Consider the following 26,183-nt stretch of genomic DNA (forward strand, 5'->3'; position numbering starts at 1 on the left):
GGCGCTGGGCGGCGGCGCGGACGGGGGCGGACCGGCGGGGCCGCCGGCGGGCGGCGGGCCCCAGGGGGGACCGGACGGCGGACCCGACGGAGGACCCGCGGGCGGGCCGGACGGCGGAAGGTTGTCGGACACGGGGACCCCCAAGTGGTGGCGATGAATAGTCGTGGACTCGCGAGCGGGGCGGTGAGGCGCCCGGCGCTCGCGGATTCGACGGGAGCCTACCCGCGGAGGTTCCCGCTCAACCTCGCTCGCGGCGGCGTTTCGGGAAGCCGGCGTAGGCCACCCCCAGCGCCGCGAGCGACGCCGCCGGGAGCACCAGGAACGGGCTGCGCCCGGACACCTCGATGCGGGCCGGGATGCGGTCGCCGTCGGCAGCGGACCGGGCCACCCGCGCGGGGTCGTCGGTGCTGAGGGACAGCCCCACCCGGTGCATCAGGTACGTCGCCAGGACGGCTCCCACGACCACGGCCGCCAGCGTGACCAGCTCGGAGCGCTCGAACAGCAGGGCGCACACGACGCCGAGCAGCAGACCCACCCCGGCGGCCACGACGACGAACCACCCGGTGCTGGGGAACTCGCCCCGCAGCCCCGCCGAGTCGAGGTAGAAGCGGCCGTCGACGGCCACGCCGGTCGGCGGGTCCCACAGCCGGTGCCAGAGCCAGCCGGCTCCCGCACCCACGACGGCGTAGAGGACCAGGATCGCGACGGACTGCCCGACCAGCGGCGCGAGCGGGGGGTGCTCACGTCCGACGTGCGAGTCCCGGCCCGTGGTCAGCCCGCCAGACATCCGGGTCCGAGGAGCTGCTTGAGGTCGGCGAACAGCGCCGGGCTCGGCGAGACGCGGAGCCGGTCGTCGAGGCGCATCACCTTGGTGGCGTCGCGGGTGAGCAGCCGCAGCCGGACCTCCGTCAGCCCCGGGTGCGTGCCCAGCACGTCGCGGAGCTGCTCGATCACCGGCGGCGTGCAGCGGGTGGACGGCAGGCTGATCACGACGGGGCCGGACGGCCCGTCGGACAGGTCCGGGACGGTCACCTCCTGGCCGTGCAGCTCGGGCTGGTCCTTGCTGCGGCTGAGCCGGCCCTTGACCGTGAGGATCGCGTCCTCGACGAGGTAGGGGCTCGCCAGCTGGTAGGAGCTCGGGAAGAGCAGCACGTCGATGGCGCCCTCCAGGTCCTCGAGGCTGACCATCGCCCAGGCGTCGCCGCGCTTGGTGATCTTGCGCTGCACCGAGGTCACCAGCCCGCTGACCGTGACGGTGGAGCCGTCGGCCCGCTCCTCGTCGAGGATCAGCTGGCCGATCGTGCAGTCGGTGCCGTTGGAGAGCACGTGCTCGAGCCCCAGCAGCGGGTGGTCGGAGACGTAGAGGCCGAGCATGTCGCGCTCGTGGCCCAGCAGCGTCGTCTTGTCCCACTCGTCGATGTCGGGGATCGCGACGGTCATCGCGAACCCTCCCCCGACCTCGTCCTCCAGGCCGCCGAAGAGGGAGTCCTGGCCGATGGCCTCGTTCTTCTTGATGTCGATGTACTGGTCGATGGCGTTCTCGTGGATCGCGACCAGCGCACGACGCCGGTGCTTGAGCTCGTCGAAGGCGCCGGCCTTGATCAGCGACTCGATGACCCGCTTGTTGCAGACCACCGCCGGGACCTTGCTGAGGAAGTCGTCGAACGACTCGTAGCGGCCGTGCTCGGCGCGCGCCGCGACGATCCCGTCGACGACGTTGGCGCCGACGTTGCGGATCGCGGTCAGGCCGAAGCGGATGTCGTGGCCGACCGGGGTGAAGTTGTTGGCCGACTCGTTGACGTCGGGCGGCAGCACCTGGATCTTCATCCGCCGGCACTCGTTGAGGTAGATGGCCGACTTGTCCTTGTCGTCCTTGGTCGAGGTCAGCAGCGCCGCCATGTACTCGGCGGGGTAGTTGGCCTTGAGGTAGGCCGTCCAGTAGGACACCAGCCCGTAGGCCGCGGAGTGGGCCTTGTTGAAGGCGTAGTCGGAGAACGGCAGCAGGGTGTCCCACAGGGTCTTGATCGCGTGGGCCGAGAAGCCCCGCTCCTGCATGCCCGCGGAGAAGCCGGCGAACTGCTTGTCCAGCTCCTCCTTCTTCTTCTTGCCCATGGCGCGACGCAGGATGTCGGCCTGTCCCAGCGTGTAGCCCGCGAGCTGCTGGGCGATCGCCATGACCTGCTCCTGGTAGACGATCAGGCCGTAGGTCTCGCCGAGGATGTCCTGGAGCGCCTCGGCCAGCTCGGGGTGCAGCGGGTCGACCGGCTCGCGGCCGGTCTTGCGGCGGGCGTACTTGTTGTGGGAGTCGGCGCCCATGGGGCCCGGGCGGTAGAGCGCGCCCACGGCCGAGATGTCCTCGAACGTGTCGGGCTTCATCGAGCGCAGCAGGGCGCGCATCGGCCCGCCGTCGAGCTGGAAGACGCCGAGCGTGTCTCCGCGCTGGAGCAGGGCGTACGTCGCCTCGTCGGTCAGCTCGAGGTCCTCGAGCACCACGGTCTCGCCGCGGTTGGCCTGGATGTTCTTGATGGCGTCGTCGAGGACCGTGAGGTTGCGCAGCCCCAGGAAGTCCATCTTGATCAGCCCGAGCGCCTCGCACGTCGGGTAGTCGAACTGGGTGATCATCGCGCCGTCGGCAGGGCGCTTGAGCATCGGGATGATGTCGATCAGCGGCTCGCTCGACATGATCACGCCGGCGGCGTGCACGCCCCACTGGCGCTTGAGGCCCTCGATGCCGATGGCAGTGTCGACGACCTTCTTCACGTCGGCGTCGCCGTCGTAGAGGGTGCGGAACTCCCCGCCCTCCCCGTAGCGCTTGTGGGCCGGGTCGAAGATCTCCTTGAGGGGCACGTCCTTGCCCATGACCGAGGCCGGCATCGCCTTGGTGATGCGGTCGCCCATGGCGAAGGGGTAGCCCAGGATGCGGCTGGAGTCCTTGACGGCCTGCTTGGCCTTGATCGTGCCGTAGGTGACGATCATGGAGACCCGGTCGTCGCCGTACTTGTCGGAGACGTAGCGGATCACCTCGCCGCGGCGACGCTCGTCGAAGTCGATGTCGAAGTCGGGCATCGAGACGCGGTCGGGGTTGAGGAACCGCTCGAAGATCAGGCCGTGGACCAGCGGGTCCAGGTCGGTGATGCGCATCGCGTAGGCGACCATCGAGCCGGCACCCGAGCCACGGCCCGGGCCCACCCGGATGCCGTTGTCCTTGGCCCAGTTGATGAAGTCGGCGACCACGAGGAAGTAGCCGGGGAAGCCCATCTGGGTGATGACGCCGACCTCGAAGTCGGCCTGCTTGCGCACGGCGTCGGGGATGCCGCCGGGGTAGCGGAAGCGCAGCCCCTTCTCGACCTCCTTGACCAGCCAGGAGTCCTCGTTCTCCCCCGGCGGGCAGGGGAAGCGGGGCATGAACGTGCCGTTGCCCTCGGTGAACTGGACGTCGCAGCGCTCGGCGATGAGCAGGGTGTTGTCGCAGGCCTCGGGGAAGTCGCGCCAGGTGTCGCGCATCTCGGCGGCGGACTTGAGGTAGTAGCCGTCGCCGTTGAAGGCGAAGCGCTGGCCCGGGCCGTCACCGGCCGGGATGTCCATCGTGGAGCCGGAGTTGATGCAGAGCAGGTGCTCCTGGCTCTTGGCGTCCTCGCGCATGACGTAGTGGGAGTCGTTGGTGGCCAGCAGCGGGATCGCGAGGTCCTGGGACAGGCGCAGCAGGCCGTCCTTGACGCGGCGCTCGATGTCGAGGCCGTGGTCCATCAGCTCGAGGAAGTAGTTGTCGCGGCCCAGGATGTCCTGGAACTCCCCCGCGACCTGCCTGGCCGCCTCGTAGTTGCCGTGGCGCAGGTGGACCTGCACCTCGCCGGAGGGGCAGCCGGTCGTGCCGATGATGCCCTTGCCGTGCTGGGAGAGCAGCTCGCGGTCCATGCGGGGGTGCTTGAAGAAGCCGTCGCGCCAGGAGCCGGTGGAGAGCCGGAACAGGTTGTGCATGCCCTCGGTCGACTCCGAGAGCAGCGTCATGTGCGTGTAGGCGCCGCGCGCGGAGACGTCGTCGGGGCCACCGCCGTAGAAGTTGACGCCCTTGCGCTCGAAGCGCGAGATGTTGGGCGTGAAGTAGGCCTCGATGCCGATGATCGGCTTGACCCCGGCCTTCTTGGCCTTGGCGTAGAACTCGTAGGCGCCGAACACGTTGCCGTGGTCGGTCATGGCCACGGCCGGCATGCCCAGCTCGGCCGCCCGCTCGGTCAGCGCCCCCAGCCGAGCCGCACCGTCGAGCATGGAGTACTCGGTGTGGACGTGCAGGTGGACGAAGGAGTCGGAGCCGGTCGTCATGGTCTGCTGGGCGCTCCTCGCCGGTCGAGATCGGGCATGCGTCAGCGGCCTCGTCATCCCGTCGCCATCGCTGGCGCGGGCTCCGGATCGTCTCGCTGGGGGAAGACCGCCAGCCTACGCGAACCGCTCCGAGCATGGTGGCACCCCGCACCGACAGCCCCGGTTCACGCCAGCACCAGGGCGGCCACCCCCGCCGTGACCACCAGCGCCCCCACCATCCGGCGCCCGCCGTGGGCCTCGCCGAGCCACCACCAGGCCGCCAGGCTGCCGATCACGATGCTCGTGCTGCGCAGCGGCGCGACCACGGAGACCGGCGCCAGGGTCAGCGCCACGAGCACCAGCACGTAGGCGACCGGGGACAGCACCGCGACCGCGACGCCCGTGCGCCAGTGCCGCCGCGCGACCTCGCCGGCCAGGCGCAGGCGCGGGCCGCACGTCACGGTCAGCACGGCGAACATCCAGACCCCGCCGACGGCGTAGTAGAGCACCGGGTCGACCCCCAGCTCGGCGACCGCGTGGGCGTCCCACAGCGTGTAGGCCGCGATCGCGACCGCGATCAGCAGGCCCCACCGCAGCCCCGCCGCCCGCCGGTCCCGGGTGTCGGCCGGGGCCGCTCCCGTGGAGACCACCCCGACGCCGGCGGTGATGAGCGCGATGCCCACCCACCCGGCGGCGCTCAGCCGCTCGTGCAGGACGGCCACCGCGAACGCCGAGGCCAGCACCGGACCCAGCCCTCGGGCGACCGGGTAGGTGACGTTGAGGTCGCTGCGCGAGTACGCCGCCTGCAGCGACACCGCGTAGCCGGTGTGGAAGAGGGCGCTCAGCGCGCTGGCCCCCACCAGCGTCCAGGACAGGTCCGCGCCGCGGAGCAGGGCGACGGCGGCGGCGGGGGCGAGCGCCACCAGGGAGAACGTCGAGTAGACCCACACGAAGACCCGGCTGTCCTCGGCGTGCGCGCGGCTGGCCAGCAGGTTCCACGCGGCGTGCGCGACCGAGCCGAGGAGCGTGAGGACGACCGCCGTCAGCACGGCTCCCCCGCGGCGGTCAGGGAGCGTCCTGGGCCGCGTCCAGGGACTCGGTGACGATGGCGTGGACGATCCGCTGCAGCCGCTGCGCGCCCAGGGCGGGGGCCCGCACGGCCATCGCCTCGGCGATCGCGCGCTCGCGCCCGGTGTCGCGGGTGTCCGGCTGCGCCTTGTGGGGCTGGACCGCCCGGGTGAGCGCCGCCCGGCGCGCCAGCAGGTCGCCGAGCTGCTCGTCGACCTCGTCGATGAGGCCGCGCAGGAAGGCCACCGGGTCACGGCCCGGCCAGGCCATCCGGATGTCGGGCGCGCGCTCCTCGTTGGCGGTGCCGTCGGTGCGCTCGAGCTCGACCAGGCCGTGGCGCGCGTAGAAGGCGCGGGCGGGCGCGTTGGTCTCGAACACCCACAGGCAGAAGCCCTCGGGCCGCCGCGACTTCGCCAGGTCGAGCAGCGCCGACCCCACCCCCGCACCGGCGTGCGGCGGGGCGACGTAGAGGTCGTCGAGCCAGGTCTCGGTCAGCCGGGCGTAGCCGGCGACGTGGCCGCCGCGCTCGGCGACCCACACCTCGTCGGCCACCAGGCGCCCCGACAGCCAGGCCCGCACCTCGTGCTCGGGGTGGGCCGGGGGCGGCATCGGGGCGGCCGACCGGGCCTCCAGGTGGACCATCGCCACCGCGGCGGCGTCCCGCGGGTCCGCGGGCCGGAGCACCAGGTCAGTCGGCATCTCGGATGACCTCGAGCGCGCGCGAGAGGTCGTCGGGATAGGTGGACTCGTACTCCACGTGGGCACCGCTGTCGGGGTGCTCGAAGCCCAGCCGCACGGCGTGCAGCCACTGGCGCTCGAGGCCCACGCGGCGCGACAGCGTCGGGTCGGCGCCGTAGGTGATGTCGCCGACGCAGGGGTGCTTGAGCGCGGCCATGTGGACCCGGATCTGGTGGGTGCGGCCGGTCTCCAGGTGCACCTCGAGCAGGCTGGCGAAGCGGTGCGCCTCCAGCGTGGAGTAGTGCGTGACGCTGGCGCGGCCGTCGGCCATCACGGCGAACTTGTAGTCGGCCTTGGGGTGGCGCCCGATCGGGGCGTCGATCGTCCCCTCGTGCGGATCGGGGTGGCCCTGGACCAGCGCGTGGTAGGTCTTGTCGACCGTGCGCTGCCGGAAGGCGTTCTTGAGCAGCGAGTAGGCGTGCTCGGACTTGGTGATGACCATGACGCCCGACGTGCCGACGTCGAGGCGCTGGACGATGCCCTGCCGCTCGGGGGCGCCGCTGGTCGCGATCCGGAAGCCGGCGCCGGCGAGGTGGCCGACGACGGTGGGGCCCGACCACCCCGGCGACGGGTGCACCGCGACGCCGACGGGCTTGTCGATCACCACGATCGAGTCGTCGTCGTGGATGATCTTGATGCCCTCGACGATCTCGGGCACCACGGCCAGCTGGTCGCGCTCGTGCGGGATGGTGACGTCCAGCAGGGCGCCCGGCAGGACCCGGTCGCTCTTGGCGACGTCGCCGCCGTCGACGGTCACCAGGCCCTGGGAGATGAGGTCGGCAGCGCGGGTGCGCGAGAGCCCGAACATCTGCGCCAGGGCGGCGTCGACGCGCTCGCCGGCCAGCCCGTCGGGGACGTGCAGGCTGCGGTGGTCGGTCTGGGTCACGCGGTCGGCTCCTGGGGGCTGGGCTCAGGCGGGTCGGTCTCGGAAGTCTCGGCAGTCCCGTCCCGGTCGTCGCGCGAGCGCTCCTCGCGGGTGCCGTCGAGGTGCACCCCGCGGAAGGCCTGGACCAGGATCGTGACGGCGGCGGCGTTGATGGCCATGTCGGCGATGTTGAACACCGGCCAGTTGGGCAGCATCAGGAAGTCGATGACGTGCCCGCGCAGCGGGCCGGGCTGGCGCAGCAGCCGGTCGGTGAGGTTGCCGGCCACCCCGGCGAGCAGGAGACCCAGGCCCACGGCCCAGCCGGGGCTGCCGAGCCGCCGGCTCAGCCAGAGCACGATCAGCACCGCCGCGATCGCGATGCAGCTCAGGACCTCGGTGAACTGGGTGCCGGTGCTGAAGGCGGCCCCGGGGTTGCGGGTCAGGTGGAGGACCAACAGGTCGCCCACGACCGGGATGTCCTCGCGGCCGGTCAGGCGGTCGACGGCCAGGATCTTGCTCCCGACGTCGACGGCGTAGACCGCCAGGGCCACGACCGCGAAGCGGAGCCGGAGGCGTCGCCTCCGGCTGGTGTCGGGTGGCTGGTCGGACGTGGCGTCGTCGCTCAGCGACGTTCCTCGCGCTGCTTGCATGGCATGCACAGTGTGGCACGGGGGAATGCCATCAGACGCATCTTGCCGATGGCGTTGCCGCACGACTCGCAGACGCCGTAGGTGCCGTCGTCGATGCGCGAGAGCGCGCGGTCGATCTGGGCCAGCTTGTCGCGCTCGTTGTTGAGGACGGTCAGCTCGTGGTCGCGCTCGAAGCTGGTCGCGCCCATGTCGGCCTGGTCCTGGCCGGCGCCGTCGCCGGCGTTGCGCAGCAGGACGGAGAGCTCCGCCTCCTGCGCGGTCACGATCTCGGTGCTGTGGGTGCGCTGGACGTGCAATTCGTCGAGCACCTCCTTCAGCTCGGCCTTGGTCCAGGCGTCCTCGTCCTCCTTGACGACCAGGGCGCTGACGGACGTCTTCTTCGCGGCGGCCTTGGTGGCCGGTGCGGTCCTCTTCGCGGGAGCCCTCGTCACGGGTGCCTTCGTCGGTGCAGCCGCCGCGGCGGGGGTGGTCTTCTTCGCGGGGGTGGTCTTCTTCGCGGGCGCTGCCTTCTTCGCGGGCGCTGCCTTCTTCGCCGGGGCCGCCTTCTTCGCCGGGGCCGCCTTCTTCGCCGGGGCCGCCTTCTTCGCCGGGGCCGCCTTCTTCGCCGGGGCCGCCTTCTTCGTCGGGGCCGCCTTCTTCGCGGGTGCCGCTGCCTTCTTCGCGGGCGCTGCCTTCTTGGCCGGCGCCGCCTTCTTCGCGGGCGCCGCCTTCTTCGCGGGCGCCGCCTTCTTCGCGGGCGCCGCCTTCTTCGCGGGCGCCGCCTTCTTCGCGGGCGCCGCCTTCTTCGCGGGCGCCGCCTTCTTCGCGGGCGCCGCCTTCTTCGCCGGCGCCGCCTTCTTCGCCGGCGCCGCCTTGTCGGGAGCGGCGGAGGCGGCCTTGGCGGGTCGTCGCGAGATGACCTTGCGTGCTGCCGAGGCGGCCTGTCCGGCCAGCGACTTCCTGGTGCTGCGAGCCATGGATGCCGCCTCCTGTGAAAGGGGTCGCCGTGACGAGAGCCACGGGCTGCACGGAGGGTAGCCGGTCGCGCGGAGGGGGCTCAAACCGCCGCACCGTAAATGCGACAGACGGTCGGACCCGAGGGTCCGACCGTCTGGCGACGTGCTAGGAGAGCGTCAGCTCTCGTCCTCGCCCAGGATCGAGCGCAGGCGCTTGGGCGCGTGGGTCTGGTCGCCCGTGGGGGCGGCCGTCTCCGCGGAGCCCTGCAGCGCCTCGAGCTGCTGGGTGAAGTAGCTCTTGAGACGCGAGCGGTACTCGCGCTCGAAGGAGCGGAGGTTCTCGACGTCGAGGCTGAGCTTGTCGCGCTCCTTCTCGAGGTCGCCGAAGAGCTGCGCACGGCGCTCGGCGGTCTCGGCGTCGAGCATCTGCGAGCGGGTGCGGGCGTCGGACTCGAGGCGGTCGGCCTTGCTCTTCGACTCGTGCTCGAGGCGCTCGGCCTTGGTGCGGGCCTCGCCGATGATCTTGTCGGCCTGGTTCTTGGCGTCCTCGACGAGCTCGTCGGCGTTGCGCGTGGCGATCTCGAGCAGGCGGGCCGCGGCGTTGGAGGCCTGCGGGACCGTCTCGACGCGGAAGGTCTCCGGCGCGGGGGCCGCGGCGGCGACCGGGGCGGGCGCCTCGCGGACCGGCTCGGGCTCGGGCTCCGGCTCGGGAGCCCGCTCCACCACGACCGGCTGCTGGGCCGTCTCGGCGGGCGACGAGGCACCGCTCTGGGCCGACGCGAGCTTGGCGCGCAGGTCGTCGTTCTCCTTGGTGAGACGAGCGAGCTCGGCCTCGACCTCGTCGAGGAACTGGTCGACCTCGCCCATGTCGTAGCCCTCACGGAGCCGGACAGGCGTGAATCGCTTGTTGCTCACGTCCTCAGGCGTCAGCGGCATGACCTCACCCAATTCTTGATCGGTTCGAGCAGTATGTGTCCACCGAAACCATAGCGCCTGCGTGGGGCGGGTGTGACCTGGTGGGGTCAACCGCCGCCGGCGCTACCGGTTCAGGAACACGATGGCGTTGATGTACCTCAGAAGGTATGCGCAGATCATCACGATGATGAAACTGAGGTCGAGTGCGAAGTTCCCGATGCGCAGCGGCGGGATGACCCGGCGCAGCGCCTTGATGGGCGGGTCCGTGACGGAGTAGACGACCTCCAGCACGACCAGGATGGGCCCCCGGGGGCTCCAGGAGCGCGCGAAGACCTGCACCCAGTCCACGACGAAGCGGACCCAGAGCATGCCGATGAAGATCCAGAGGACGACATCGATGACCGTCCCTACGATGACCAAGAGTTTGACCTAGCTCTGGTTGAAGAATCCACCCTCGGCGATCCGCTGCTTGTCCTCGGCGGCGACCGTGACGTTGGGCGGGGAGAGCAGGAACACCTTGCTGGTGACGCGCTCGATGGTGCCACGCGTGGCAAACACGAGCCCGGCGGCGAAGTCGACGAGACGCTTGGCGTCGGCGTCGTCCATCTCGGAGAGGTTCATGATGACCGGCACGCCCTCGCGGAAGTTCTCCCCCACCGTGCGCGCCTCGTTGTAGGTGCGCGGGTGCAGGGTGGTGATCCGCGACAGCTCGGCCACCACGCCGGAGGGGCCGGGAGCCGGGGCCTGGCGGCGGCGCTCGGCGAGGTCGGAGACCGGGGCCGGACGGGTCTCGCGCACCCGCGGCTGACGCGCGGCCGCGACCGGCGCCGTCTGCTGGGTGTCGTAGTCGTCGCCGTCGTAGTCGTCGTAACGACCGGTGTCCTCGAGCAGGCCGAGGTACTCACCGATCCTGCGCATCGCACCGCTCATGGCTGAAGCCTTTCGAAACTCGGTCGCCCCGTCGGGACGGCCTTCTCTGATGTGGACACTACTTGAACTCCGGTCTCGTTCCGAGGACCGCGGAGCCGACGCGCACGTGTGTCGCACCGGCCGCGATCGCCTGCTCCAGGTCGCCGCTCATGCCCGCCGAGAGCCACGTTGCCCCCGGGTGGCGGGCCAGCAGCTCGCGGTGGGTCTCGGCCAGCTGCGCGAACGCCGCGGCGGGGTCGCCGCCGAGGGGCGCCACCGCCATCAGCCCCCGCAGGGACAGGCGATCCGTGGCCTCGACGGCGTCGGCGAGGTCGTGGAGCGCGTCCGCCTCGGCGCCCGAGCGGTGCTCGGCCCCGGGCGGGTCCAGGCTGACCTGCAGCAGCACGTCGACGTCGCGGTCGCTCTCCCCCGCCCCCCGGCCCAGGCCGGCGACGAGCTTGGTGCGGTCAACGGACTCGACGACGTCGGCGTAGCGCGCGACGGCCACCGCCTTGTTGCTCTGCAGCCCGCCGATGAAGTGCCAGCGCAGCCCCAGGTCGGCGCACTCCGCCGCCTTGGCCTCGGCCTCCTGGTGGCGATTCTCGCCGACGTCGGTCACGCCCAGCTCGGCCAGGAGGCGCACGTCGGAGGCCGGGAAGAACTTCGTGACCACCGTCAGGCGGACCTCGGCGGCGTCACGAACGGCGTCGGCGCAGGCCGCGTCGATCCGCGCTCGTACGGCGCCCAGGTTGGCGGCCAGCTCGTCGCGGCGGCTCATGACGCCCACACCAGGCCGGCGAGCCGACCCGCCCGGGCGCCGTCGCGCCGGTGGGAGTGCAGGCGGGGGTCCTCGCGCGTGCAGGCGTCGACTGCGACGACCTCGACGTCGCCGGCCGCCTCGAGCTGCGACCGCACCCCGGCGCCCAGGTCGAGGGAGGGGGTGCCCCACGTGGTGGTGGCGAAGGTCGCGGGCACCGCGGAGGCCACCCGGGCACGCAGGTCCTCGGGCACCTCGTAGCAGCCCCCGCACACGTGCGGGCCGATCCAGGCGACCAGCCGTCCGGCCCCCCGGGCGCGCATGCGCTCGACGGTCGCCGTCACGATGTCGTGCTCGACTCCGGCGCGACCCGCGTGCACCGCGCCGACGAGCCCGGAGTCCGGGTCGGCGAGGACGACGGGAACGCAGTCGGCGACGCGGATCATCAGCCCCAGGCCGCGGGTCGAGGTCACCAGCGCATCACCTTCGGGCACGTCGGCCGGCGGGGCGGCCGCGGGCTCGACGACGTCCAGCACCTGCGCGCCGTGGTGCTGGTCGAGCCGCGCGAAGCGCACGCCGCACGCCTCCTCGACCGCCGGCAGGCTGGTCGCGAAGCCGGGGCTGCGGCCCTGCAGGTCGACGGTGGAGTCGGTGAAGGCGACGTCCACGCGGACGTCGCCTTCCCGGGTGTCTCGGTGGAAGAACACTGCCTACTTCAGGAAGTCCGGGATGTCGAGGTCGTCGTCGTCGTAGTGCACCGGGGCGGGCGCGACCTTCGGCGTCGTGGCCTCGGCCGGCGTCGTGCGGGCCCCGGCGAGCACGGCCTCGCGCTCGGTCTCCTTGGCCTTCTCGGCGTCGGGCGCGGACTCGTCCTTGCGGCGGGTGGCCACCGCGGCGGCGGCCGCGCGCGTCTCGGCCTGCGTCTGCTGCGGCTTGGGGTCGCGCCGCAGGACGTTGCCCTCCTCCTTGCGCTTGGGCGTGCCGCCGTCGAAGCCGGCGGCGATGACCGTCACCCGCACCTCGTCGCCGAGCGCGTCGTCGATCGTGGCGCCGAAGATGATGTTGGCCTCGGGGTGCACCGCGTCGGCGACCAGCGCCGCGGCGGTGTTGATCTCGAACAGGCCGAGGTCGGAGCCGCCGGCGATCGAGAGCAGCACGCCGTGGGCCCCGTCGATGGAGGCCTCCAGCAGCGGGCTCGACACGGCCATCTCCGCGGCGGCCACGGCCCGGTCCTCGCCGCGGGCCGAGCCGATGCCCATGAGGGCCGAGCCGGCGTTGGCCATGACCGACTTGACGTCGGCGAAGTCGAGGTTGATCAGGCCCGGGGTGGTGATCAGGTCGGTGATGCCCGAGACGCCCTGCAGCAGCACCTGGTCGGCCTGCTTGAAGGCGTCCAGGACCGAGACGTTGCGGTCGCTGATCGAGAGCAGCCGGTCGTTGGGGATCACGATGAGGGTGTCGACCTCCTCGCGCAGCTGCGCGATGCCCTCGTCGGCCGAGCCGGCGCGACGCCGCCCCTCGAAGGCGAACGGGCGGGTGACGACGCCGATGGTCAGTGCCCCGAGCGAGCGCGCGATGCGGGCCACGACCGGGGCACCGCCGGTGCCGGTGCCACCGCCCTCGCCGGCGGTCACGAACACCATGTCGGCGCCCTTCATGACCTCCTCGATCTCGTCGGCGTGGTCCTCGGCGGCGCGCGCGCCCACATCGGGGTTGGCGCCGGCACCGAGGCCGCGGGTGAGCTCGCGGCCGATGTCGAGCTTGACGTCCGCGTCGCTCATCAGCAGCGCCTGCGCGTCGGTGTTGATGGCGATGAACTCGACGCCCTTCAGGCCGACCTCGATCATCCGGTTGACGGCGTTGACGCCGCCGCCGCCGATGCCGACGACCTTGATGATGGCCAGGTAGTTCTGTGCAGCTGCCACGGCGGCTTCACCTCTCGGAAGTACGTGCTCGGTATGTCTGGACGGGTCCGGCTCGGGGAAGTCGGCGGGTCGAGAACCCTGACCCTCAGGTTGAGGGTTATAGTTATGTCAACCTCGTCGTGATCAGAACACTAGGCACCCAGTGACCGAGAAGAGGTCAGACACGCCGCCGAGACCTGCGTTTCGTTCCCCGAGCCGGATCCGACTACCGAGTCTCGTCGACCCGCTGACTCCAGACAGGGATGCAGCGCACGAGGGAGCCCTTCACGCCGTCGCACCAGTCGACGATGAACCGTCCTTCGCCGTAGGGGAGGTACTGGGTGTTCAGCTCCTCTGCAACGTTCTTGTTGGCGCCCTTGCATGCGGTGTACACCCGGTTCGGCTCCGAGCGCACGGTTCCCTCGTACCTGATCCGCAGGCTCGTGCAGCCACTGTTAGGGCGGGAGTCCAGGTAGATGTTCACGATTCCCCGCCCCCTGTCGCCGTAGGTCCAGCCCACGAGGCCTTCGAGGGTGCCCGTGCCTCGGCTCTTCTCGACGACGCAGTTGCGATGAGTCAAGCCGCTGTGCTCCACGACCCGGCACGTCACCGCCGAATCGGCTGTGGGTGCACTGAGGACCAAGAGGGTGCTGGCGAGGATGGCTGAGGCAAGTAGTCCGAGAAGTCTTCTCAGGGGTGATTCCTTCGTTGAGGCTCGAGACCCGAGACGCGCCGGGCGCGGTCGGTGGGACGCACCCTCAACGACACTGCCGCGAGAAGGTGACACTGGTCATACGCCGTTAGTTGAGCGTCGGGTTGCCCGGGACGGAGACGTCGTAGTAGGTCGTCGCCTCCTGCAGCACCAGCTTGTCCAGGACCCGCGCCTTCTCCTCCGACTGCGACGAGCTCCCCCAGCGGACCTCGATGCCGCTGCGCAGCTGCAGGGTGATGGCGTCGACGCTCGCCACCGTCACGTGGTCCACGCGCGTGGCGAGCTGCTCCGGCAGGGCCGCGACGACGCGGGCCGCCTCGCGCAGGGCCTCGCCGCTCGTGGTGGCCGTGGTCTGCACGCGGGGCAGCCCCTTCGGCACCTTCGTGAACGTCCCGAAGACGACGCCGTCCTCGTCGAGCGCGCGCACCTTGCCGGCGACCTCGACCACGGCCACGGGGGTGCGCTCCTCGACCGTGATCAGGACCTCGTGCGGCCACTGACGCGACACCTCCACCGAGCGCACGACCGCGAGGCCCTCCACGCGCTGGCGCACCAGGTCGAGGTCGACGCGCGCGAGAGGCTCGCCCAGCGGCACCCGCGCCGCGTCGCGCACGTCGTCGTCGCTGAGCGTGGTGGCGCCGGCCACCTCGACGCCGTCGACGGCCAGGGCGTCGGAGAAGTAGACCGTGACCAGGCCGCCGACCACGAGCACGAGCAGCAGCAGGGCGGAGACGACGTACTTCCACGCCAGCCAGCGGCGTCGCCACTGGCGACGGGCGAACCGTCGGCGGGTCTGGAGCGCGGAGCGCTCCTCGTCGGAGGTGGAGCCGCGGCGTCGCGACCTAGCCATCCGCGTCCGCCAGCAGGGCCAGGATCCGCGGACCCAGCTGGGTCACCGTGCCGGCGCCGAGGGTGACCACGAGGTCGCCGGGTCGCGCGCGGCGGACCACCTCGGCCGGCACGGCGTCGAAGTCGGCAACGAAGGCCACCCGCTCCGGGGGCAGCGGCACCGCCGCGGCCACCAGCGCGCCCGTGACCTCCGGGTCGGGCTCCTCGCGCGCGAGGTAGACGTCCAGGACGACGACCTCGTCGGCGGCGCCCAGCGCCTCGCCCATGGCGGTGCCGAAGATCCGGGTGCGGGAGACGAGGTGGGGCTGGTAGGCGACGACCACGCGGCCCGCGCCCGCGACCGCGCGCGCGGCGGCGAGGTCGCCGGCGATCTCGGCAGGGTGGTGGGCGTAGCTGTCGTAGACGCGCACTCCCCCGGCCTCGCCCTTGGCCTCCATGCGCCGGCGGGTGCCGCCGAAGCCCTCGAGGCCGCGGCGCAGGTCGTCGAAGTCGTGACCCAGGCGCAGCCCCGTCGCGAGCGCGGCGGCGGCGTCGAGGACGTAGTGGCGACCGGGGATCCGCAGCGTGACGCGGCCCAGCTCGCGGCCCTCGTCGACGACGGTGAACGCCGAGGTGGTGCCGGCGAAGACCAGGTCGGTGACGCGGAGGTCGGCCCGCGGGTCCTCGCCGACCGTCACCACGCGGAGGCCGCCGGCCGCCGCGTGGTCGGCGAGCCGGGCGGCTCCGGGGTCGTCGACGATGCAGACCAGGAAGCCGTCGCGGTCGATGCCCGCGGCGAACTCGTCGAAGGCCGCGGAGTAGGCCTCCTCGGTGCCCCACTGGTCGAGGTGGTCGGCCTCGACGTTGGTGACGATGGCGGCGTGGGGCTCGTAGACCAGGAACGCGCCGTCGCTCTCGTCGGCCTCGGCCACGAACAGGTCGCCCGTGCCCTCCGCGGCGTTGGTGCCGGTCTGGGAGAGGTCGCCCCCGATGGCGTACGTCGGGTCGGCGCCGGCGGCCTGCAGGGCCACGGTGAGCAGCGAGGTCGTCGTCGTCTTGCCGTGCGTGCCGGCGACGGCCAGCACGCGGCGTCCGGCCATGACCGCGGCGACGGCGGCCGAGCGAGGCAGCACCACCAGGCCACGCCGCACCGCCTCGACGTACTCGGGGTTGTCGTCGCGCACGGCCGTCGAGACGACGAGCGTGTCGGCATCGGCGACGTGGGCGGCGTCGTGACCCAGCCACACGCGCGCGCCGAGCCCGCGCAGCGCCTCCAGCGTCGGGGAGTCGGTGCCGTCGCTGCCGCTCACGGTCATCCCGCGCGCCAGCATGATGCGCGCGATGCCGGAGAGGCCGGCGCCGCCGATGCCGACGAAGTGGACGGCGCCCAGCCGGTCGGCGGGGGCGATGACGTCGGGGACGGGGACCCTCACGCGCCGGCCGCCTCTCGGACGATCGCGGCCAGCCGGTCGTCGGCGTCACGCGGGACCAGCGCGGTCGCGGCGAGGCTCATCGCGGCCAGGCGTGCGGGGTCGGTCGCGAGCGCGGGCACGGTCGCGGCCACCCAGTCGGCGGTGAGGTCGGCGTCGTCGACCAGCAGCGCCCCCCCGGCGTCGACGACCGGCCGGGCGTTGCGCGCCTGCTCGCCGTTGCCGATCGGCAGCGGCACGAAGATGGCGGGCACCCCGCTGGCGGCGGCCTCCACGACGCTCGAGGCACCGGCACGGCACACCATCAGGTCGGCCGCCGCGAGGGCGAGGTCCATGCGGTCGACGAAGCTCACCACGACGTACGGCGCACCGGTCGCCGTGGCCGGGCCGGGCGCGGCCTCGCCCTTCGGGCCGACGACGTGGAGCACCTGCACGCCGGCCTCGCCGAGCGCGGTCGAGGCACCGGAGACGGCCTGGTTGAGACGGCGCGCGCCCTGCGAGCCGCCCGTGACCACGAGGGTGGGTCGGTCGGGGTCGAGGCCGAAGAACGCACGGGCCTCGGCGCGCAGGGCCGCGCGGTCGAGCTGGGAGATCATCCGCCGGATCGGCAGGCCGACGTACTCGGCCCGCGGCAGCGGGGTGTCGGGGAAGCTGACGGCCACCCGGGTGGCCACGCGGGCGCCGGCCTTGTTGGCCAGGCCGGGCACGGTGTTCTGCTCGTGGACGACCAGCGGCAGTCGGCGCCGGCGGGCCGCGAGGTAGGCCGGCATCGAGACGTAGCCGCCGTAGCCGACGACGACGTCGGGGCGCACCCGGTCGAGGATCGCCAGCGTCTCCTTGACCGCACCGCGCAGCCGGCCGGGAACGCGCAGCAGGTCGGCGTTGGGCCGCCGCGGCATGGGCACGGGCGGGATCAGCTCCAGCGGGTAGCCGGCCGCGGGGACCACCGTGTTCTCCAGTCCGCGGGGCGTGCCGAGACAGGTGATCTCGACGTCGGGGTCGAGCCGGCGCAGGGCGTCGGCGGTGGCGAGCAGGGGCGAGGTGTGGCCGGCGGTGCCGCCGCCGGCGAGAAGGACGCGCATCAGACCGATCGTCTCATCGAGCGGAGAGTCCGGCGGAGCGGACCTTCTTGCGCTGCGCCAGCGCCCGCGCCGCCTCGGGCTCGCGGCGCGCGAAGCCGACCAGCAGGCCGAGCGCCACCAGGGTGGGCAGCAGGCTGGAGCCGCCGTAGGAGACGAGCGGCAGGGGGATGCCGATGACGGGCAGCAGGGTCAGGACCATGCCGACGTTGACGATCATCTGGCCGATCAGCCAGACCACGATGCCGAAGCTGCAGTAGCGCACGAACGGGTCGGCGGTCTCGCGGGCGATGCGCAGGGCGGCGTAGGCGATGGTGAGGAACAGGGAGACGACCAGCATCGTGCCGACCAGGCCGAGCTCCTCCCCCAGCACCGCGAAGATGAAGTCGGTGTGAGCCTCCGGCAGGTCGCCCCACTTGGTCTGGCTGGCGCCGATGCCCTGGCCGACGATGCCACCGCTGGAGAGGGCGTAGAGCCCGTGGGCGGGCTGCCAGCCGCTGCCGTGGAAGTCCTTGAACGGGTCGATGAACGTCGTGATCCGCTCGAACCGCTCCGCGTTGGTCGTGGCCATCGCGAACACGCCGACGGCGATGACCATCGACGACATCACGAAGAACCGCGCGGGGGCGCCGACCACCCACAGCATGCCGAGCAGGATGGCGAAGAGGATGAGCGCGGTGCCGAGGTCGCGTCCGACGATCACCAGGCCGGTGGCCAGCAGCATCCCGGGCACGACCGGCACCAGGATCTGGTGGAAGCTGTCGAGCCGGCGCTCCTTGTTGGCGTAGATGTGGGCGGCCCAGATCACCAGCGCGAGCTTGGCGATCTCGGAGGGCTGGATCTCGACGGGGCCCAGCGGGAGCCAGTTGGTGTTGCCGTTGCGCTCGACGCCGAACCTCGCGGTGAGGGCGAGCAGCAGCAGCGAGACCGAGAAGCCGACGTAGGCCAGCTGACGCACCAGGCGCGGGGGCAGCCGGCTCACCACGAAGGCGGTGGGCAGACCCAGGATCACCCACATCAGCTGGCGGCGCACGATCAGGAAGGAGTCGCCGGTGCGGTCGTAGGAGAAGACGCTGGAGGCGCTGAGCACCATGATCAGGCCGATGGTGAGCAGCAGCGCCGCGGCGCCGATGAGCAGGTAGTACGACGTGAGCGGGCGGGCCAGCGCGTCGCTGAGGGCGCGGCGCCAGCTGCCCAGTCCGAAGGAGCGGAGGGAGCGGGCGCGCTCGGGGTTGGCGGTGGTCATGTCCCCACCCCTCCTAGCGCTGGTCGTCGAGCCGGTCCCGGACTGCCGCGGCGAAGGCGTCGCCCCGTGCCGCATAGCTGGTGAACTGGTCCATCGAGGCGCATCCCGGTGCGAGGAGCACCGTGTCCCCGGCTCCGGCCAGGCCGGCGGCCGCGTCCACGACACGCCCCATCAGGGCCCGTCCATCGTCCTGCGTCCCAGTCTCGCCGCCGTCCACGGCGATCACCCGCACATCGGGTGCGTGTCGCGAAAGCGCCTCGGCGATGACCTGGCGGTCGCGGCCGATGAGCACCACGCCCTTCAGCCGGTCGCGGGCCGCGAGCACGAGGTCGTCGAAGCGGGCGCCCTTGGCCAGTCCACCGGCGACCCACACGACCGGGTCGTAGGCCAGCAGCGAGGACTGCGCGGCGTGCGGGTTGGTGGCCTTGGAGTCGTCGACCCAGCGGACGCCGTCGTGCTCGGCCACGAGCGCGATCCGGTGGCCGTCGGGGCGGAAGCCGCGCAGGCCGTCGCGCACGGCGGCCTGGCTCACCCCGTGGGCGCGGGCGAGCGCCGCGGCGGCCAGCGCGTTCTGCACGAAGTGCGGCGCGTCCGAGGCGAGGTCGCCGACCGTGCACAGCTCCGCGGCGCTGCTGTCGCGCTGCTCCACGAACGCCCGGTCCGCGAGGATGTCCTCGACCAGGCCGACCATGCCCACGCCCGGCATGCCGAGCGTGAAGCCCACGGCGCGCGCGCCCTCGACGACGTCGGCCTCGCGGACCAGCTCCTCGGTGACCGGGTCGGCGACGTTGTAGACGCACGCCAGCTGGGTGCGCTCGTAGATGCGGCCCTTGTCGGCGACGTAGTCCTCCATCCCGGACGGACCGGCGTACCAGTCGAGGTGGTCCTCGGCGACGTTGAGCACGGCGGCTGCCTGCGGGCTCATCGAGTGCGTGTAGTGGAGCTGGAAGCTGGAGAGCTCGACGGCCAGCACGTCGTAGGGCTCGGGGTCCATGACGGCCTCGACGATCGGCGTGCCGACGTTGCCCACGGCCCGGCTGCGCAGCCCGGCCGCGCGCAGGATCGCGTCGAGCATCTGCACCGTCGTGGTCTTGCCGTTGGTGCCGGTGACGCACAGCCACGGGGTGTCGTGGGCCGGGTCGCGCAGGCGCCAGGCCAGCTCCACCTCGCCCCAGACCGGGACGCCGCGCTCGGCGGCCTGCACCAGCAGCGGCGCGTCCGGGCGGAAGCCCGGTGACGTGACGACGAGGTCGACGTCGTCGGGCAGGGTGGCCGTGGCGCCCTCGTGCAGCAGCACCCGGGCGCCGAGGATCTCCAGCAGCTCGGCCTTCTCGAGCTCCTCGGCGTTGCGCGCGCCCTCGGCGAGCGCGGTCACGCTCGCGCCGAGGTGGGTGAGGTTGTCCGCTGCGGCGAAGCCGGACACCCCGAATCCGGCGACGACCGCCCGGACCCCCTCCCAGGAGTCGTGGCGGCCCAGGTCGTCGATGTCCACTAGAGCCGTGCCACCCACTCGGCGTAGAAGATGCCCAGGCCGGTGGCCACGAAGAGCCCGGTGATGATCCAGAACCGGATCACGACCGTCACCTGCTCCCAGCCGAGCATCTCGAAGTGGTGGTGGATCGGCGCGATGCGGAAGACCCGGCGCCCGGTCCCGGTGAGCTTCTTGGTGGTCTTGAACCAGGTCACCTGCAGCATCACCGAGAAGGTCTCGAGCACGAAGAGCCCGCCCAGGATGACCAGCAGCAGCTCGGTGCGGGTGAGGATCGCGAACCCGGCGAGCGCGCCGCCCAGCGCGAGGGAGCCGGTGTCGCCCATGAAGATCGCGGCCGGCGCGGCGTTCCACCACAGGAAGCCGAAGCAGGCGCCGGTGACGGCGGCGGCGATCACCGCCAGGTCCAGCGGGTCGCGGACGTTGTAGCAGAGCCCGCTGGGGTCGAGCTCGCACGACTGGTTGCTCTGCCAGATGTTGACCAGCATGTACGCGCCGAACACCATCACGCTGGCGCCGGTGGCGAGCCCGTCGAGGCCGTCGGTGAGGTTGACGCCGTTGCTGGTGGCCGTGACGATCAGCCAGATCAGGGCGATCGCCACGATCATCGGCAGCGCCAGCCAGTCGATCTCCCGCAGGAACGAGATCTTCTCCGAGGCGGGGGTCCGACCGTTGTCGTCCTCCAGCCAGGGCGAGAGCGCCAGCACGCCGAAGACGACCGCGACGACCGTCTGCCCGGCCATCTTGGCCTTGCTGCGCAGACCGAGGCTGCGCTGGCGCGAGATCTTGATGTAGTCGTCGAGGAAGCCCACCAGCCCCATGCCGACGAAGAGGAACAGCAGCAGCAGCGCCGAGGCGGACGGTGCGTCCATCGTGATCAGCTTGGCGAAGACGTAGCCCAGCACCGTGGCCAGGATGATGACCACACCGCCCATCGTGGGCGTGCCGCGCTTGGTGTGGTGGCTGGTGGGTCCGTCGTCGCGGATCTCCTGACCGTAGCCCCAGCGGGTGAAGTAGGTGATCGCCACCCGGGTGCCGAGCAGCGAGACGAGCAGGGCCACGCCTCCGCCGAGCAGGATCGCTCTCATCGTCCGGGCCCTCCTTCCGCTGTCTGCGCCCCGGTCTCCAGCAGGCCGTCGGCCACCACCTCGAGCGCGGCCCCTCGTGAGGCCTTGACCAGGACGACGTCCCGGGCCACGGCATTCTCCCGCAACCAGGCCAGTGCGTCGGCCCGCCCCGCCGTGACGATGACCTCACCTTGCCATCCGGGCGTCGACCGGGCGCCGCCGGCGATGCCCTCAGCGGCCTCGCCGATGACGAGGATCACGTCGATCCCGGCAGTGGCGGCGGCGCGTCCCACCTCCCGGTGGCCGTCGTCGGCGTCGTCCCCGAGCTCGCGCATCTCCCCCAGCACCGCGACGGTACGGCGGTCCGCGCGCGCGCCGATGGCGGCGAGCGCGTCGATCGCGGCGGCCATCGAGGCGGGGTTGGCGTTGTAGGCGTCGTTGACGACGAGCAGGCCGTCGGCACGCTCGTGCAGCTCCATGCGCCAGGGCGAGGCCGAGGCGGCGTCGTCGAGGGCGGCGGCGGCCTCGGCGAAGGGCACGCCGACGGCGGTCGCCATGGCCACGGCCGCGGCGGCGTTGAGCACCTGGTGCGCGCCGGTCTGGGTCAGCGCGACCGGCACCCACTCGCCCGCGTGGCCCAGCTCGAAGCGCGCGCGCCCCAGCTCGTCGAGCCGCACGTCGCGCCAGGCGACGTCGCCGGTCTCGCCGAAGGTGAGCGTGGCGGCGTGCGTGCGTGCGGACATGGCCGCGGTCAACGGGTCGTCCGCGTTGAGCACCGCGGTGCCGGCGGGCGCGAGGGCCTCGACCAGCTCGCCCTTGGCCCGGGCGATCGCCTCGCGGCTGCCGAACTCGCCGATGTGGGCCGTGCCGACGTTCAGCACGGCGCCCACCGTGGGCGGCGCGATGTCGCAGAGGTAGGCGATGTGGCCGACGCCGCGGGCGCCCATCTCGACGACGAGGTGGGCGGTCGAGCGGTCGGCGCGCAGCACGGTCAGCGGGACGCCGAGCTCGTTGTTGTTGTTGGCCAGCGTCGCCACCGTGGCCCCGGCCCTCGCCAGCACGTGCGCGAGGTAGTCCTTGGTGCCGGTCTTGCCCTGGGAGCCGGTGAGCGCGAGCACCGGCGTGCCGAGGGCGTCGAGCACGTGCCGCGCCAGCCGGCCCAGGGCGACGACGGGATCGGGCACCACGATGGTCGGCGCGGGCGTCGCCCGGCTCCCGAGCACCGCGTGCGCGCCCTCGGCGAAGTCGTGGCCGTCGACCCGCACCCCCGCGACCGCCACGAAGAGCCCGTCCTGCACGGGCGTGCGGGTGTCGACGTAGGCCGGTCCGGTGACCAGGAGCGCGGGGTCGCCGTGCACCCGGCCCCCGACCACGTCGGCGATCTCGGCCAGCGTCATCGCGATCATCGGGGCGCCTCCTGCGCGCGCCGGGCCGCCAGCGCCTCGCGGACGACCACCCGGTCGTCGAAGGGGTGCACCACGTCGTGGACCTGCTGACCGGTCTCGTGGCCCTTGCCGGCGACCAGCACGATGTCGCCGGGCCGGGCGCGGGAGACGGCCTCGTGGATCGCGGCCCGGCGGTCGCCGAGCTCCACGACCTCGGCGCCGCCCGGCTCCACGCCGGCGAGCATGGCCGCGCGGATGGCGGCGGGGTCCTCGGTGCGCGGGTTGTCGTCGGTGACCACCACGACGTCGGCCAGGCGCGCGGCGATGCCGGCCATGAGCGGGCGCTTGCCGGGGTCGCGGTCACCGCCGGCGCCGAGCACGACGATCACGCGGCCCCGCGTCAGCGGCCGCAGGGTGCGGATCGCCGCGTCGACGGCGTCCGGCTTGTGCGCGTAGTCGACGACGACGACGAAGTCCTGCCCCTCGTCGACGCGCTCGAACCGGCCGGGCACCCCCGCGCCCTCGCGGATGCCGGTGGCGACGGCGGCGGCGTCCAGCCCGGCCTCGGCGCAGGCCGCCACGGCGGCGAGCGTGTTGGCGACGTTGAAGTCACCCGGCACCGGGCAGCCGGCCTCGAGGCGGAGCCCGTCGGGCCCCAGCACCGTGAACGACGAGCCGTCGGCACGCAGGTCGACGTCGACGGCTCGCCAGTCGGCGTCGCGTCCGGCCGAGGACAGGGTGCGCACGGGGATCACGGTCTCCGCGGCCAGGCGGCGGCCGTGCTCGTCGTCGAGGTTGACCAGGGCGAGCCGGGCGCGGGCGGGGGTGAACAGCGAGGCCTTGGCGGCGTAGTAGTCCTCGACGTCGGGGTGGAAGTCGAGGTGGTCGCGGCCCAGGTTGAGGAAGACCGCCACGTCGAAGACGACGCCGTCGACGCGGCCGAGCACGAGCGCGTGGCTGGAGACCTCCATCGCGCAGGCCTCGACCTGCTGCTCGCGCATCAGCGCGAACAGCCCGTGCAGGTCCGGCGCCTCGGGCGTGGTCAGGGAGGTCTGGATGTCGACGCCGTCGATGCGGGTGCCGACGGTGCCGATCACCGCCGCCTTCACGCCCGCGCGCTCGAGGCCGTCGACGGCCAGCCGGGTGGTCGTGGTCTTGCCCTGGGTCCCGGTGACGCCGATCATGCGCAGCGCCGACGCGGGCTCGCCGTAGACGTGCGCGGCCAGCCGGCCGAGCACCTCCCGGGGGGTGGCCACGACGACCAGCGGTACGCCGACGGCCGGGTCGCCGGCCGCGACGGCCGCGCCCTCGGGGTCGGTGAGCACCGCCACCGCACCGGCGTCCACCGCCGCGGCGGCGAAGCTGATGCCGTGGTTGCGGGCGCCCGGGAGGGCGGCGTACAGGTCGCCGGGACGGACCCGCTGAGAGCTCAGGCAGACGCCGCTCACCGCGACCCCGGCGACCTCGCCGACGGTCTCGACCCGGTGGGTCCCGCTCAGCCAGCCGACGACGTCCGCGAGGTCGGCGACCTCGGGGTGCAGGGGTCGGGTGGCCACCGGACGATCATCGCTCATCTCCACGTGACGGGCAGCCGGGAGGCCGGGGTGCCCGTCGGCGGCACCGCGTAGCGGCGCAGCGCGTAGCTCATGAGCTTGGCGAACGCGGGGCCGCCGACGGACCCGCCGCCGCCGGACTTGGGGTCCTGCACCACGACGTAGATGGTGAAGCGCGGGTCGTCGGCCGGCGCGAAGCCCGCGAAGGAGACGGTGGTGCCCTCGTAGCCGCCGCCCTCGGCGGCGCGCTGGGCGGTGCCGGTCTTGCCGGCGACGCGGTAGCCCGGGACGGCCGCGGCGGGCGCGGAGCCCTCGTCGGGGTCCAGGACGCGCTCCATCATCATCGCGGTCTGTCGTGCGGCGTCCTCGCTGATCACCCGGCGCGTGGTGGTGAGGTCGGTGCCGACCTCGGCGCCCTTGGTGGTCGTGGCGGTGCCGCGCACCAGGCTGGGGTCCACCCGCACGCCGCCGTTGGCGATGGCGTTGACGGCGGCCGTCATCTGCACGGCGTTGACCGACAGCGCCTGGCCGAAGGCGATCCGGTCCTCGGTCTGGCTGGTCCACAGGCTGCCGTCGGGCAGGATGCCGGCGGTCTCGCCACCCACCCCGATGTCGGTCTTCTGCCCGATGCCGAAGCGGGTGAGGTAGTCGCGCAGCTGGCCGTCCTCGAACCGGTCGGCGGCGAGCACGGTGCCGATGTTGGAGGACTTGGCGATGACCCCGGCCAGGGTGAGCTTGATGAGGCCGTGGTCGAACCAGTCGCCGATGGGGCGGTCCTGGCGCATCAGCCGGCCCGGCACCTTGAGCTTGGTCCGGGCGGTGACCTTGCCGGCGTCGATGAGCGCACCGACGGTCAGCACCTTCTCGACCGACCCCGGCTCGTAGACGTCGGTCATGGCGCGGGAGTTGTAGTCGTCCTTGTCGGCCTCGAGCGGCTTGCTGGCGTCGTAGGTCGGGTCGTCGGCCAGCGCCAGGATGTCGCCCGTGCGGGTGTCCATCACCACGGCGATCCCGGACTCCCCGCCCGACTGGCGCACGGTCTGGCGCAGGACGCGCTGGGTGTACCACTGCAGGTCGCGGTCGAGGGTGGTCCGCAGGTCGCGGCCGTCGACGGCCTCGGTCACGGTGTTGTCGCCGAGCGGGATCTTGTGCCCGGCACCCACCTGGTAGCGCGCCTCGCCGTCGGTGCCGGCGAGGTAGGAGTTGAACGTCGCCTCGAAGCCGGCCGACGGCTTGGCGCTGCCGTCGGGGTTGGGCGTGCCCAGGAAGCCCACGAGGTTGGCCGCGACGTCGCGGCCCGGGTAGACGCGCACGGGGTCGCGACGGGTGGCCAGCCCGCTGTAGGCGGAGGCGACGGCCTCGGCCTCGGCGCGGGCCTCGGCGTCCTTGTCCTTGCGCGCCTCCTCCGCGTCCTCCTTGGCGTCGGCGGCCCGGCGCTCGGCCTCGTCGAGCACCTCCATCGCCAGGCTCGCGGGCACCTGGCGGGCGATGTACTGGAAGCGGGTGTCCTCGACGCGGAGCCGCTCGAGCGTGTCGAAGTAGTCCACGGCCAGGCGGGTCGACAGGAACTTGGCGACCTCGGGAGCCCTCTGCGCGGTCATGGCCGGGTCGGCCACGACCATCAGGCCGTCGGCGGAGTCGGCGAGGGGCTCGCCGTTGCGGTCGAGGATGTCGCCGCGCTGCGCCGGCAGCACGACCGTGACCGTGCCGTCGGCCGCCGCCATCTCGGCGTACTGCTCGGGGTCGATGCCCTGCAGCTGGACCAGGCGCGCGCCGAAGAAGGAGAGCACGATCGCGATGACCACGAAGCCCGCCCGCATGCGGAACTCCGAGGACCCGCGCGAGCGCAGGCGCTGGGTGCGTGGCCGGGTCACCGGCCGGCCCCTGCACGCCGGGTGCCGGGTCGGGGGTTCGTGTCGGGGGTCAGGTCGAGCCGCTCGCCGGCCGCCGCCTCGGCGGCGCCGACGACCCGGCCGGTGCCGAGGTCGAGGAACTGCGGGGGCCCGGCCGGCACCATGCCGACGCGCTGGGCGGCCTCGGCGAGCCGCTGGGGGTCACGGAGCTCCTCGATCTCGTCCTCGAGGGCCTGCTGGCGGGCCGCCAGCGTGGTGGCCTGGTCCTCCAGGGAGGTCGTGGTGAACGCCGCCTGCTGCATGGAGGTGTTGAAGAGCAGCAGCCCGACCACGCCGGCGAGCAGCAGCAGGCTGACCAGGGTCACGAACGGCACCTTCGGCGCCCGGCTGCGACGCCGGGGCACGACGGTGAGCCGGGCCCGCTGGACCGCGGCCTCCGCCAGGCCGCGCGCGGGGAAGGAGAGTCGGCTCCGGACGGATGCGGGTGCGCTGCTGCTCATG

The 26,183-nt window shown here is 72.7% G+C and carries 24 protein-coding genes; all 24 read right to left on the reverse strand.

Translation table 11 applies throughout. The features are described 5' to 3' along the window. Positions 1–238: 238 nt before the first annotated feature. On the reverse strand, positions 239–787 hold the full coding sequence (locus IRQ30_RS21190) for a hypothetical protein (RefSeq protein WP_193614863.1): 549 nt from the start codon (positions 785–787) through the stop codon (positions 239–241). Further along, a complete protein-coding gene (dnaE, locus tag IRQ30_RS21195) occupies positions 772–4,320 on the reverse strand; it encodes a DNA polymerase III subunit alpha (protein WP_193614864.1) in 3,549 nt (1,182 codons plus the stop codon). Before dnaE ends, IRQ30_RS21190 begins: the two co-directional genes overlap by 16 nt. A 164-nt stretch (positions 4,321–4,484) precedes the next feature. Further along, positions 4,485–5,348: an EamA family transporter gene (locus IRQ30_RS21200; protein WP_193614865.1), complete on the reverse strand. Its 864-nt coding sequence runs from the start codon at positions 5,346–5,348 to the stop codon at positions 4,485–4,487. A 16-nt stretch (positions 5,349–5,364) separates the two neighbouring features. Continuing rightward, positions 5,365–6,066, reverse strand: coding sequence for a GNAT family N-acetyltransferase (locus tag IRQ30_RS21205; protein ID WP_193614866.1), 702 nt, complete (start codon positions 6,064–6,066; stop codon positions 5,365–5,367). After that, positions 6,056–6,991 (reverse strand): RluA family pseudouridine synthase, encoded by a 936-nt coding sequence (locus IRQ30_RS21210; protein WP_193610662.1) that lies wholly within the window; start codon positions 6,989–6,991, stop codon positions 6,056–6,058. Before IRQ30_RS21210 ends, IRQ30_RS21205 begins: the two co-directional genes overlap by 11 nt. After that, positions 6,988–7,620, reverse strand: a complete 633-nt coding sequence (locus IRQ30_RS21215; RefSeq protein WP_193614867.1) for a signal peptidase II — start codon at positions 7,618–7,620, stop codon at positions 6,988–6,990. The genes IRQ30_RS21210 and IRQ30_RS21215 overlap by 4 nt, the downstream gene beginning before the upstream one ends. Next, on the reverse strand, positions 7,593–8,576 hold the full coding sequence (locus tag IRQ30_RS23935; RefSeq protein WP_193614868.1) for a TraR/DksA family transcriptional regulator: 984 nt from the start codon (positions 8,574–8,576) through the stop codon (positions 7,593–7,595). Before IRQ30_RS23935 ends, IRQ30_RS21215 begins: the two co-directional genes overlap by 28 nt. Before the next feature lie 156 nt (positions 8,577–8,732). Continuing rightward, a complete protein-coding gene (locus IRQ30_RS21225; protein WP_193614869.1) occupies positions 8,733–9,491 on the reverse strand; it encodes a DivIVA domain-containing protein in 759 nt (252 codons plus the stop codon). A gap of 102 nt (positions 9,492–9,593) precedes the next feature. Next, a complete protein-coding gene (locus tag IRQ30_RS21230) occupies positions 9,594–9,890 on the reverse strand; it encodes a YggT family protein (protein ID WP_193610666.1) in 297 nt (98 codons plus the stop codon). Positions 9,891–9,899: 9 nt separating this feature from the next. Beyond that, on the reverse strand, positions 9,900–10,400 hold the full coding sequence (locus tag IRQ30_RS21235; protein WP_193610667.1) for a cell division protein SepF: 501 nt from the start codon (positions 10,398–10,400) through the stop codon (positions 9,900–9,902). Positions 10,401–10,458: 58 nt separating this feature from the next. Further along, complete coding sequence (locus tag IRQ30_RS21240) at positions 10,459–11,157, reverse strand: YggS family pyridoxal phosphate-dependent enzyme (protein ID WP_193614870.1); 699 nt, start codon at positions 11,155–11,157, stop codon at positions 10,459–10,461. After that, on the reverse strand, positions 11,154–11,804 hold the full coding sequence (locus IRQ30_RS21245) for a purine nucleoside phosphorylase YfiH/LACC1 family protein (protein ID WP_338089811.1): 651 nt from the start codon (positions 11,802–11,804) through the stop codon (positions 11,154–11,156). The genes IRQ30_RS21240 and IRQ30_RS21245 overlap by 4 nt, the downstream gene beginning before the upstream one ends. 42 nt (positions 11,805–11,846) lie before the next feature. Then, a complete protein-coding gene (gene ftsZ / locus IRQ30_RS21250) occupies positions 11,847–13,061 on the reverse strand; it encodes a cell division protein FtsZ (RefSeq protein ID WP_193610670.1) in 1,215 nt (404 codons plus the stop codon). 205 nt (positions 13,062–13,266) lie between these two features. Further along, the gene (locus IRQ30_RS21255; RefSeq protein ID WP_193614872.1) at positions 13,267–13,635 is read right to left on the reverse strand and encodes a hypothetical protein; all 369 of its coding nucleotides are present in this window, start codon (positions 13,633–13,635) and stop codon (positions 13,267–13,269) included. Between the two features lie 205 nt (positions 13,636–13,840). Beyond that, the gene (locus tag IRQ30_RS21260; protein WP_193614873.1) at positions 13,841–14,602 is read right to left on the reverse strand and encodes a cell division protein FtsQ/DivIB; all 762 of its coding nucleotides are present in this window, start codon (positions 14,600–14,602) and stop codon (positions 13,841–13,843) included. Continuing rightward, positions 14,595–16,013 carry a UDP-N-acetylmuramate--L-alanine ligase gene (gene murC, locus IRQ30_RS21265; protein ID WP_193614874.1) on the reverse strand — a complete coding sequence of 473 codons (1,419 nt, stop codon included), beginning with the start codon at positions 16,011–16,013 and terminating at the stop codon, positions 14,595–14,597. The genes IRQ30_RS21260 and murC overlap by 8 nt, the downstream gene beginning before the upstream one ends. Next, on the reverse strand, positions 16,010–17,092 hold the full coding sequence (gene murG / locus IRQ30_RS21270) for an undecaprenyldiphospho-muramoylpentapeptide beta-N-acetylglucosaminyltransferase (RefSeq protein ID WP_193614875.1): 1,083 nt from the start codon (positions 17,090–17,092) through the stop codon (positions 16,010–16,012). Before murG ends, murC begins: the two co-directional genes overlap by 4 nt. Before the next feature lie 13 nt (positions 17,093–17,105). Next, positions 17,106–18,335: a putative lipid II flippase FtsW gene (gene ftsW / locus IRQ30_RS21275; RefSeq protein ID WP_193610674.1), complete on the reverse strand. Its 1,230-nt coding sequence runs from the start codon at positions 18,333–18,335 to the stop codon at positions 17,106–17,108. Between the two features lie 13 nt (positions 18,336–18,348). Further along, a complete protein-coding gene (gene murD / locus IRQ30_RS21280; RefSeq protein ID WP_193614876.1) occupies positions 18,349–19,827 on the reverse strand; it encodes a UDP-N-acetylmuramoyl-L-alanine--D-glutamate ligase in 1,479 nt (492 codons plus the stop codon). Further along, on the reverse strand, positions 19,827–20,912 hold the full coding sequence (mraY, locus tag IRQ30_RS21285; RefSeq protein WP_193614877.1) for a phospho-N-acetylmuramoyl-pentapeptide-transferase: 1,086 nt from the start codon (positions 20,910–20,912) through the stop codon (positions 19,827–19,829). The genes murD and mraY overlap by 1 nt, the downstream gene beginning before the upstream one ends. Further along, on the reverse strand, positions 20,909–22,297 hold the full coding sequence (locus tag IRQ30_RS21290; protein WP_193614878.1) for a UDP-N-acetylmuramoyl-tripeptide--D-alanyl-D-alanine ligase: 1,389 nt from the start codon (positions 22,295–22,297) through the stop codon (positions 20,909–20,911). Before IRQ30_RS21290 ends, mraY begins: the two co-directional genes overlap by 4 nt. After that, positions 22,294–23,832 (reverse strand): UDP-N-acetylmuramoyl-L-alanyl-D-glutamate--2,6-diaminopimelate ligase, encoded by a 1,539-nt coding sequence (locus tag IRQ30_RS21295; protein WP_338089812.1) that lies wholly within the window; start codon positions 23,830–23,832, stop codon positions 22,294–22,296. The genes IRQ30_RS21290 and IRQ30_RS21295 overlap by 4 nt, the downstream gene beginning before the upstream one ends. 14 nt (positions 23,833–23,846) lie before the next feature. After that, positions 23,847–25,703 (reverse strand): peptidoglycan D,D-transpeptidase FtsI family protein, encoded by a 1,857-nt coding sequence (locus IRQ30_RS21300; protein ID WP_338089813.1) that lies wholly within the window; start codon positions 25,701–25,703, stop codon positions 23,847–23,849. Continuing rightward, positions 25,700–26,182 carry a cell division protein FtsL gene (gene ftsL / locus IRQ30_RS21305; RefSeq protein WP_193614880.1) on the reverse strand — a complete coding sequence of 161 codons (483 nt, stop codon included), beginning with the start codon at positions 26,180–26,182 and terminating at the stop codon, positions 25,700–25,702. Before ftsL ends, IRQ30_RS21300 begins: the two co-directional genes overlap by 4 nt. Position 26,183 lies beyond the last annotated feature (1 nt).

This window comes from Nocardioides lijunqiniae (assembly GCF_015024225.1).
Classification (GTDB): domain Bacteria; phylum Actinomycetota; class Actinomycetes; order Propionibacteriales; family Nocardioidaceae; genus Nocardioides; species Nocardioides lijunqiniae.

Coding starts and splice junctions, on each gene's coding strand:
- IRQ30_RS21240 (WP_193614870.1), bottom strand. CDS start 11,157: ATGAGCCGCCGCGACGAGCTGGCCGCCAACCTGGGCGCCGTACGAGCG.
- mraY (WP_193614877.1), bottom strand. CDS start 20,912: ATGAGAGCGATCCTGCTCGGCGGAGGCGTGGCCCTGCTCGTCTCGCTG.
- IRQ30_RS21225 (WP_193614869.1), bottom strand. CDS start 9,491: ATGCCGCTGACGCCTGAGGACGTGAGCAACAAGCGATTCACGCCTGTC.
- IRQ30_RS21235 (WP_193610667.1), bottom strand. CDS start 10,400: ATGAGCGGTGCGATGCGCAGGATCGGTGAGTACCTCGGCCTGCTCGAG.
- IRQ30_RS21205 (WP_193614866.1), bottom strand. CDS start 6,066: ATGCCGACTGACCTGGTGCTCCGGCCCGCGGACCCGCGGGACGCCGCC.
- ftsW (WP_193610674.1), bottom strand. CDS start 18,335: ATGACCACCGCCAACCCCGAGCGCGCCCGCTCCCTCCGCTCCTTCGGA.
- murG (WP_193614875.1), bottom strand. CDS start 17,092: ATGCGCGTCCTTCTCGCCGGCGGCGGCACCGCCGGCCACACCTCGCCC.
- dnaE (WP_193614864.1), bottom strand. CDS start 4,320: ATGACGACCGGCTCCGACTCCTTCGTCCACCTGCACGTCCACACCGAG.
- IRQ30_RS21260 (WP_193614873.1), bottom strand. CDS start 14,602: ATGGCTAGGTCGCGACGCCGCGGCTCCACCTCCGACGAGGAGCGCTCC.
- IRQ30_RS21290 (WP_193614878.1), bottom strand. CDS start 22,297: ATGATCGCGATGACGCTGGCCGAGATCGCCGACGTGGTCGGGGGCCGG.
- IRQ30_RS21215 (WP_193614867.1), bottom strand. CDS start 7,620: ATGCAAGCAGCGCGAGGAACGTCGCTGAGCGACGACGCCACGTCCGAC.
- ftsL (WP_193614880.1), bottom strand. CDS start 26,182: ATGAGCAGCAGCGCACCCGCATCCGTCCGGAGCCGACTCTCCTTCCCC.
- IRQ30_RS23935 (WP_193614868.1), bottom strand. CDS start 8,576: ATGGCTCGCAGCACCAGGAAGTCGCTGGCCGGACAGGCCGCCTCGGCA.
- IRQ30_RS21190 (WP_193614863.1), bottom strand. CDS start 787: ATGTCTGGCGGGCTGACCACGGGCCGGGACTCGCACGTCGGACGTGAG.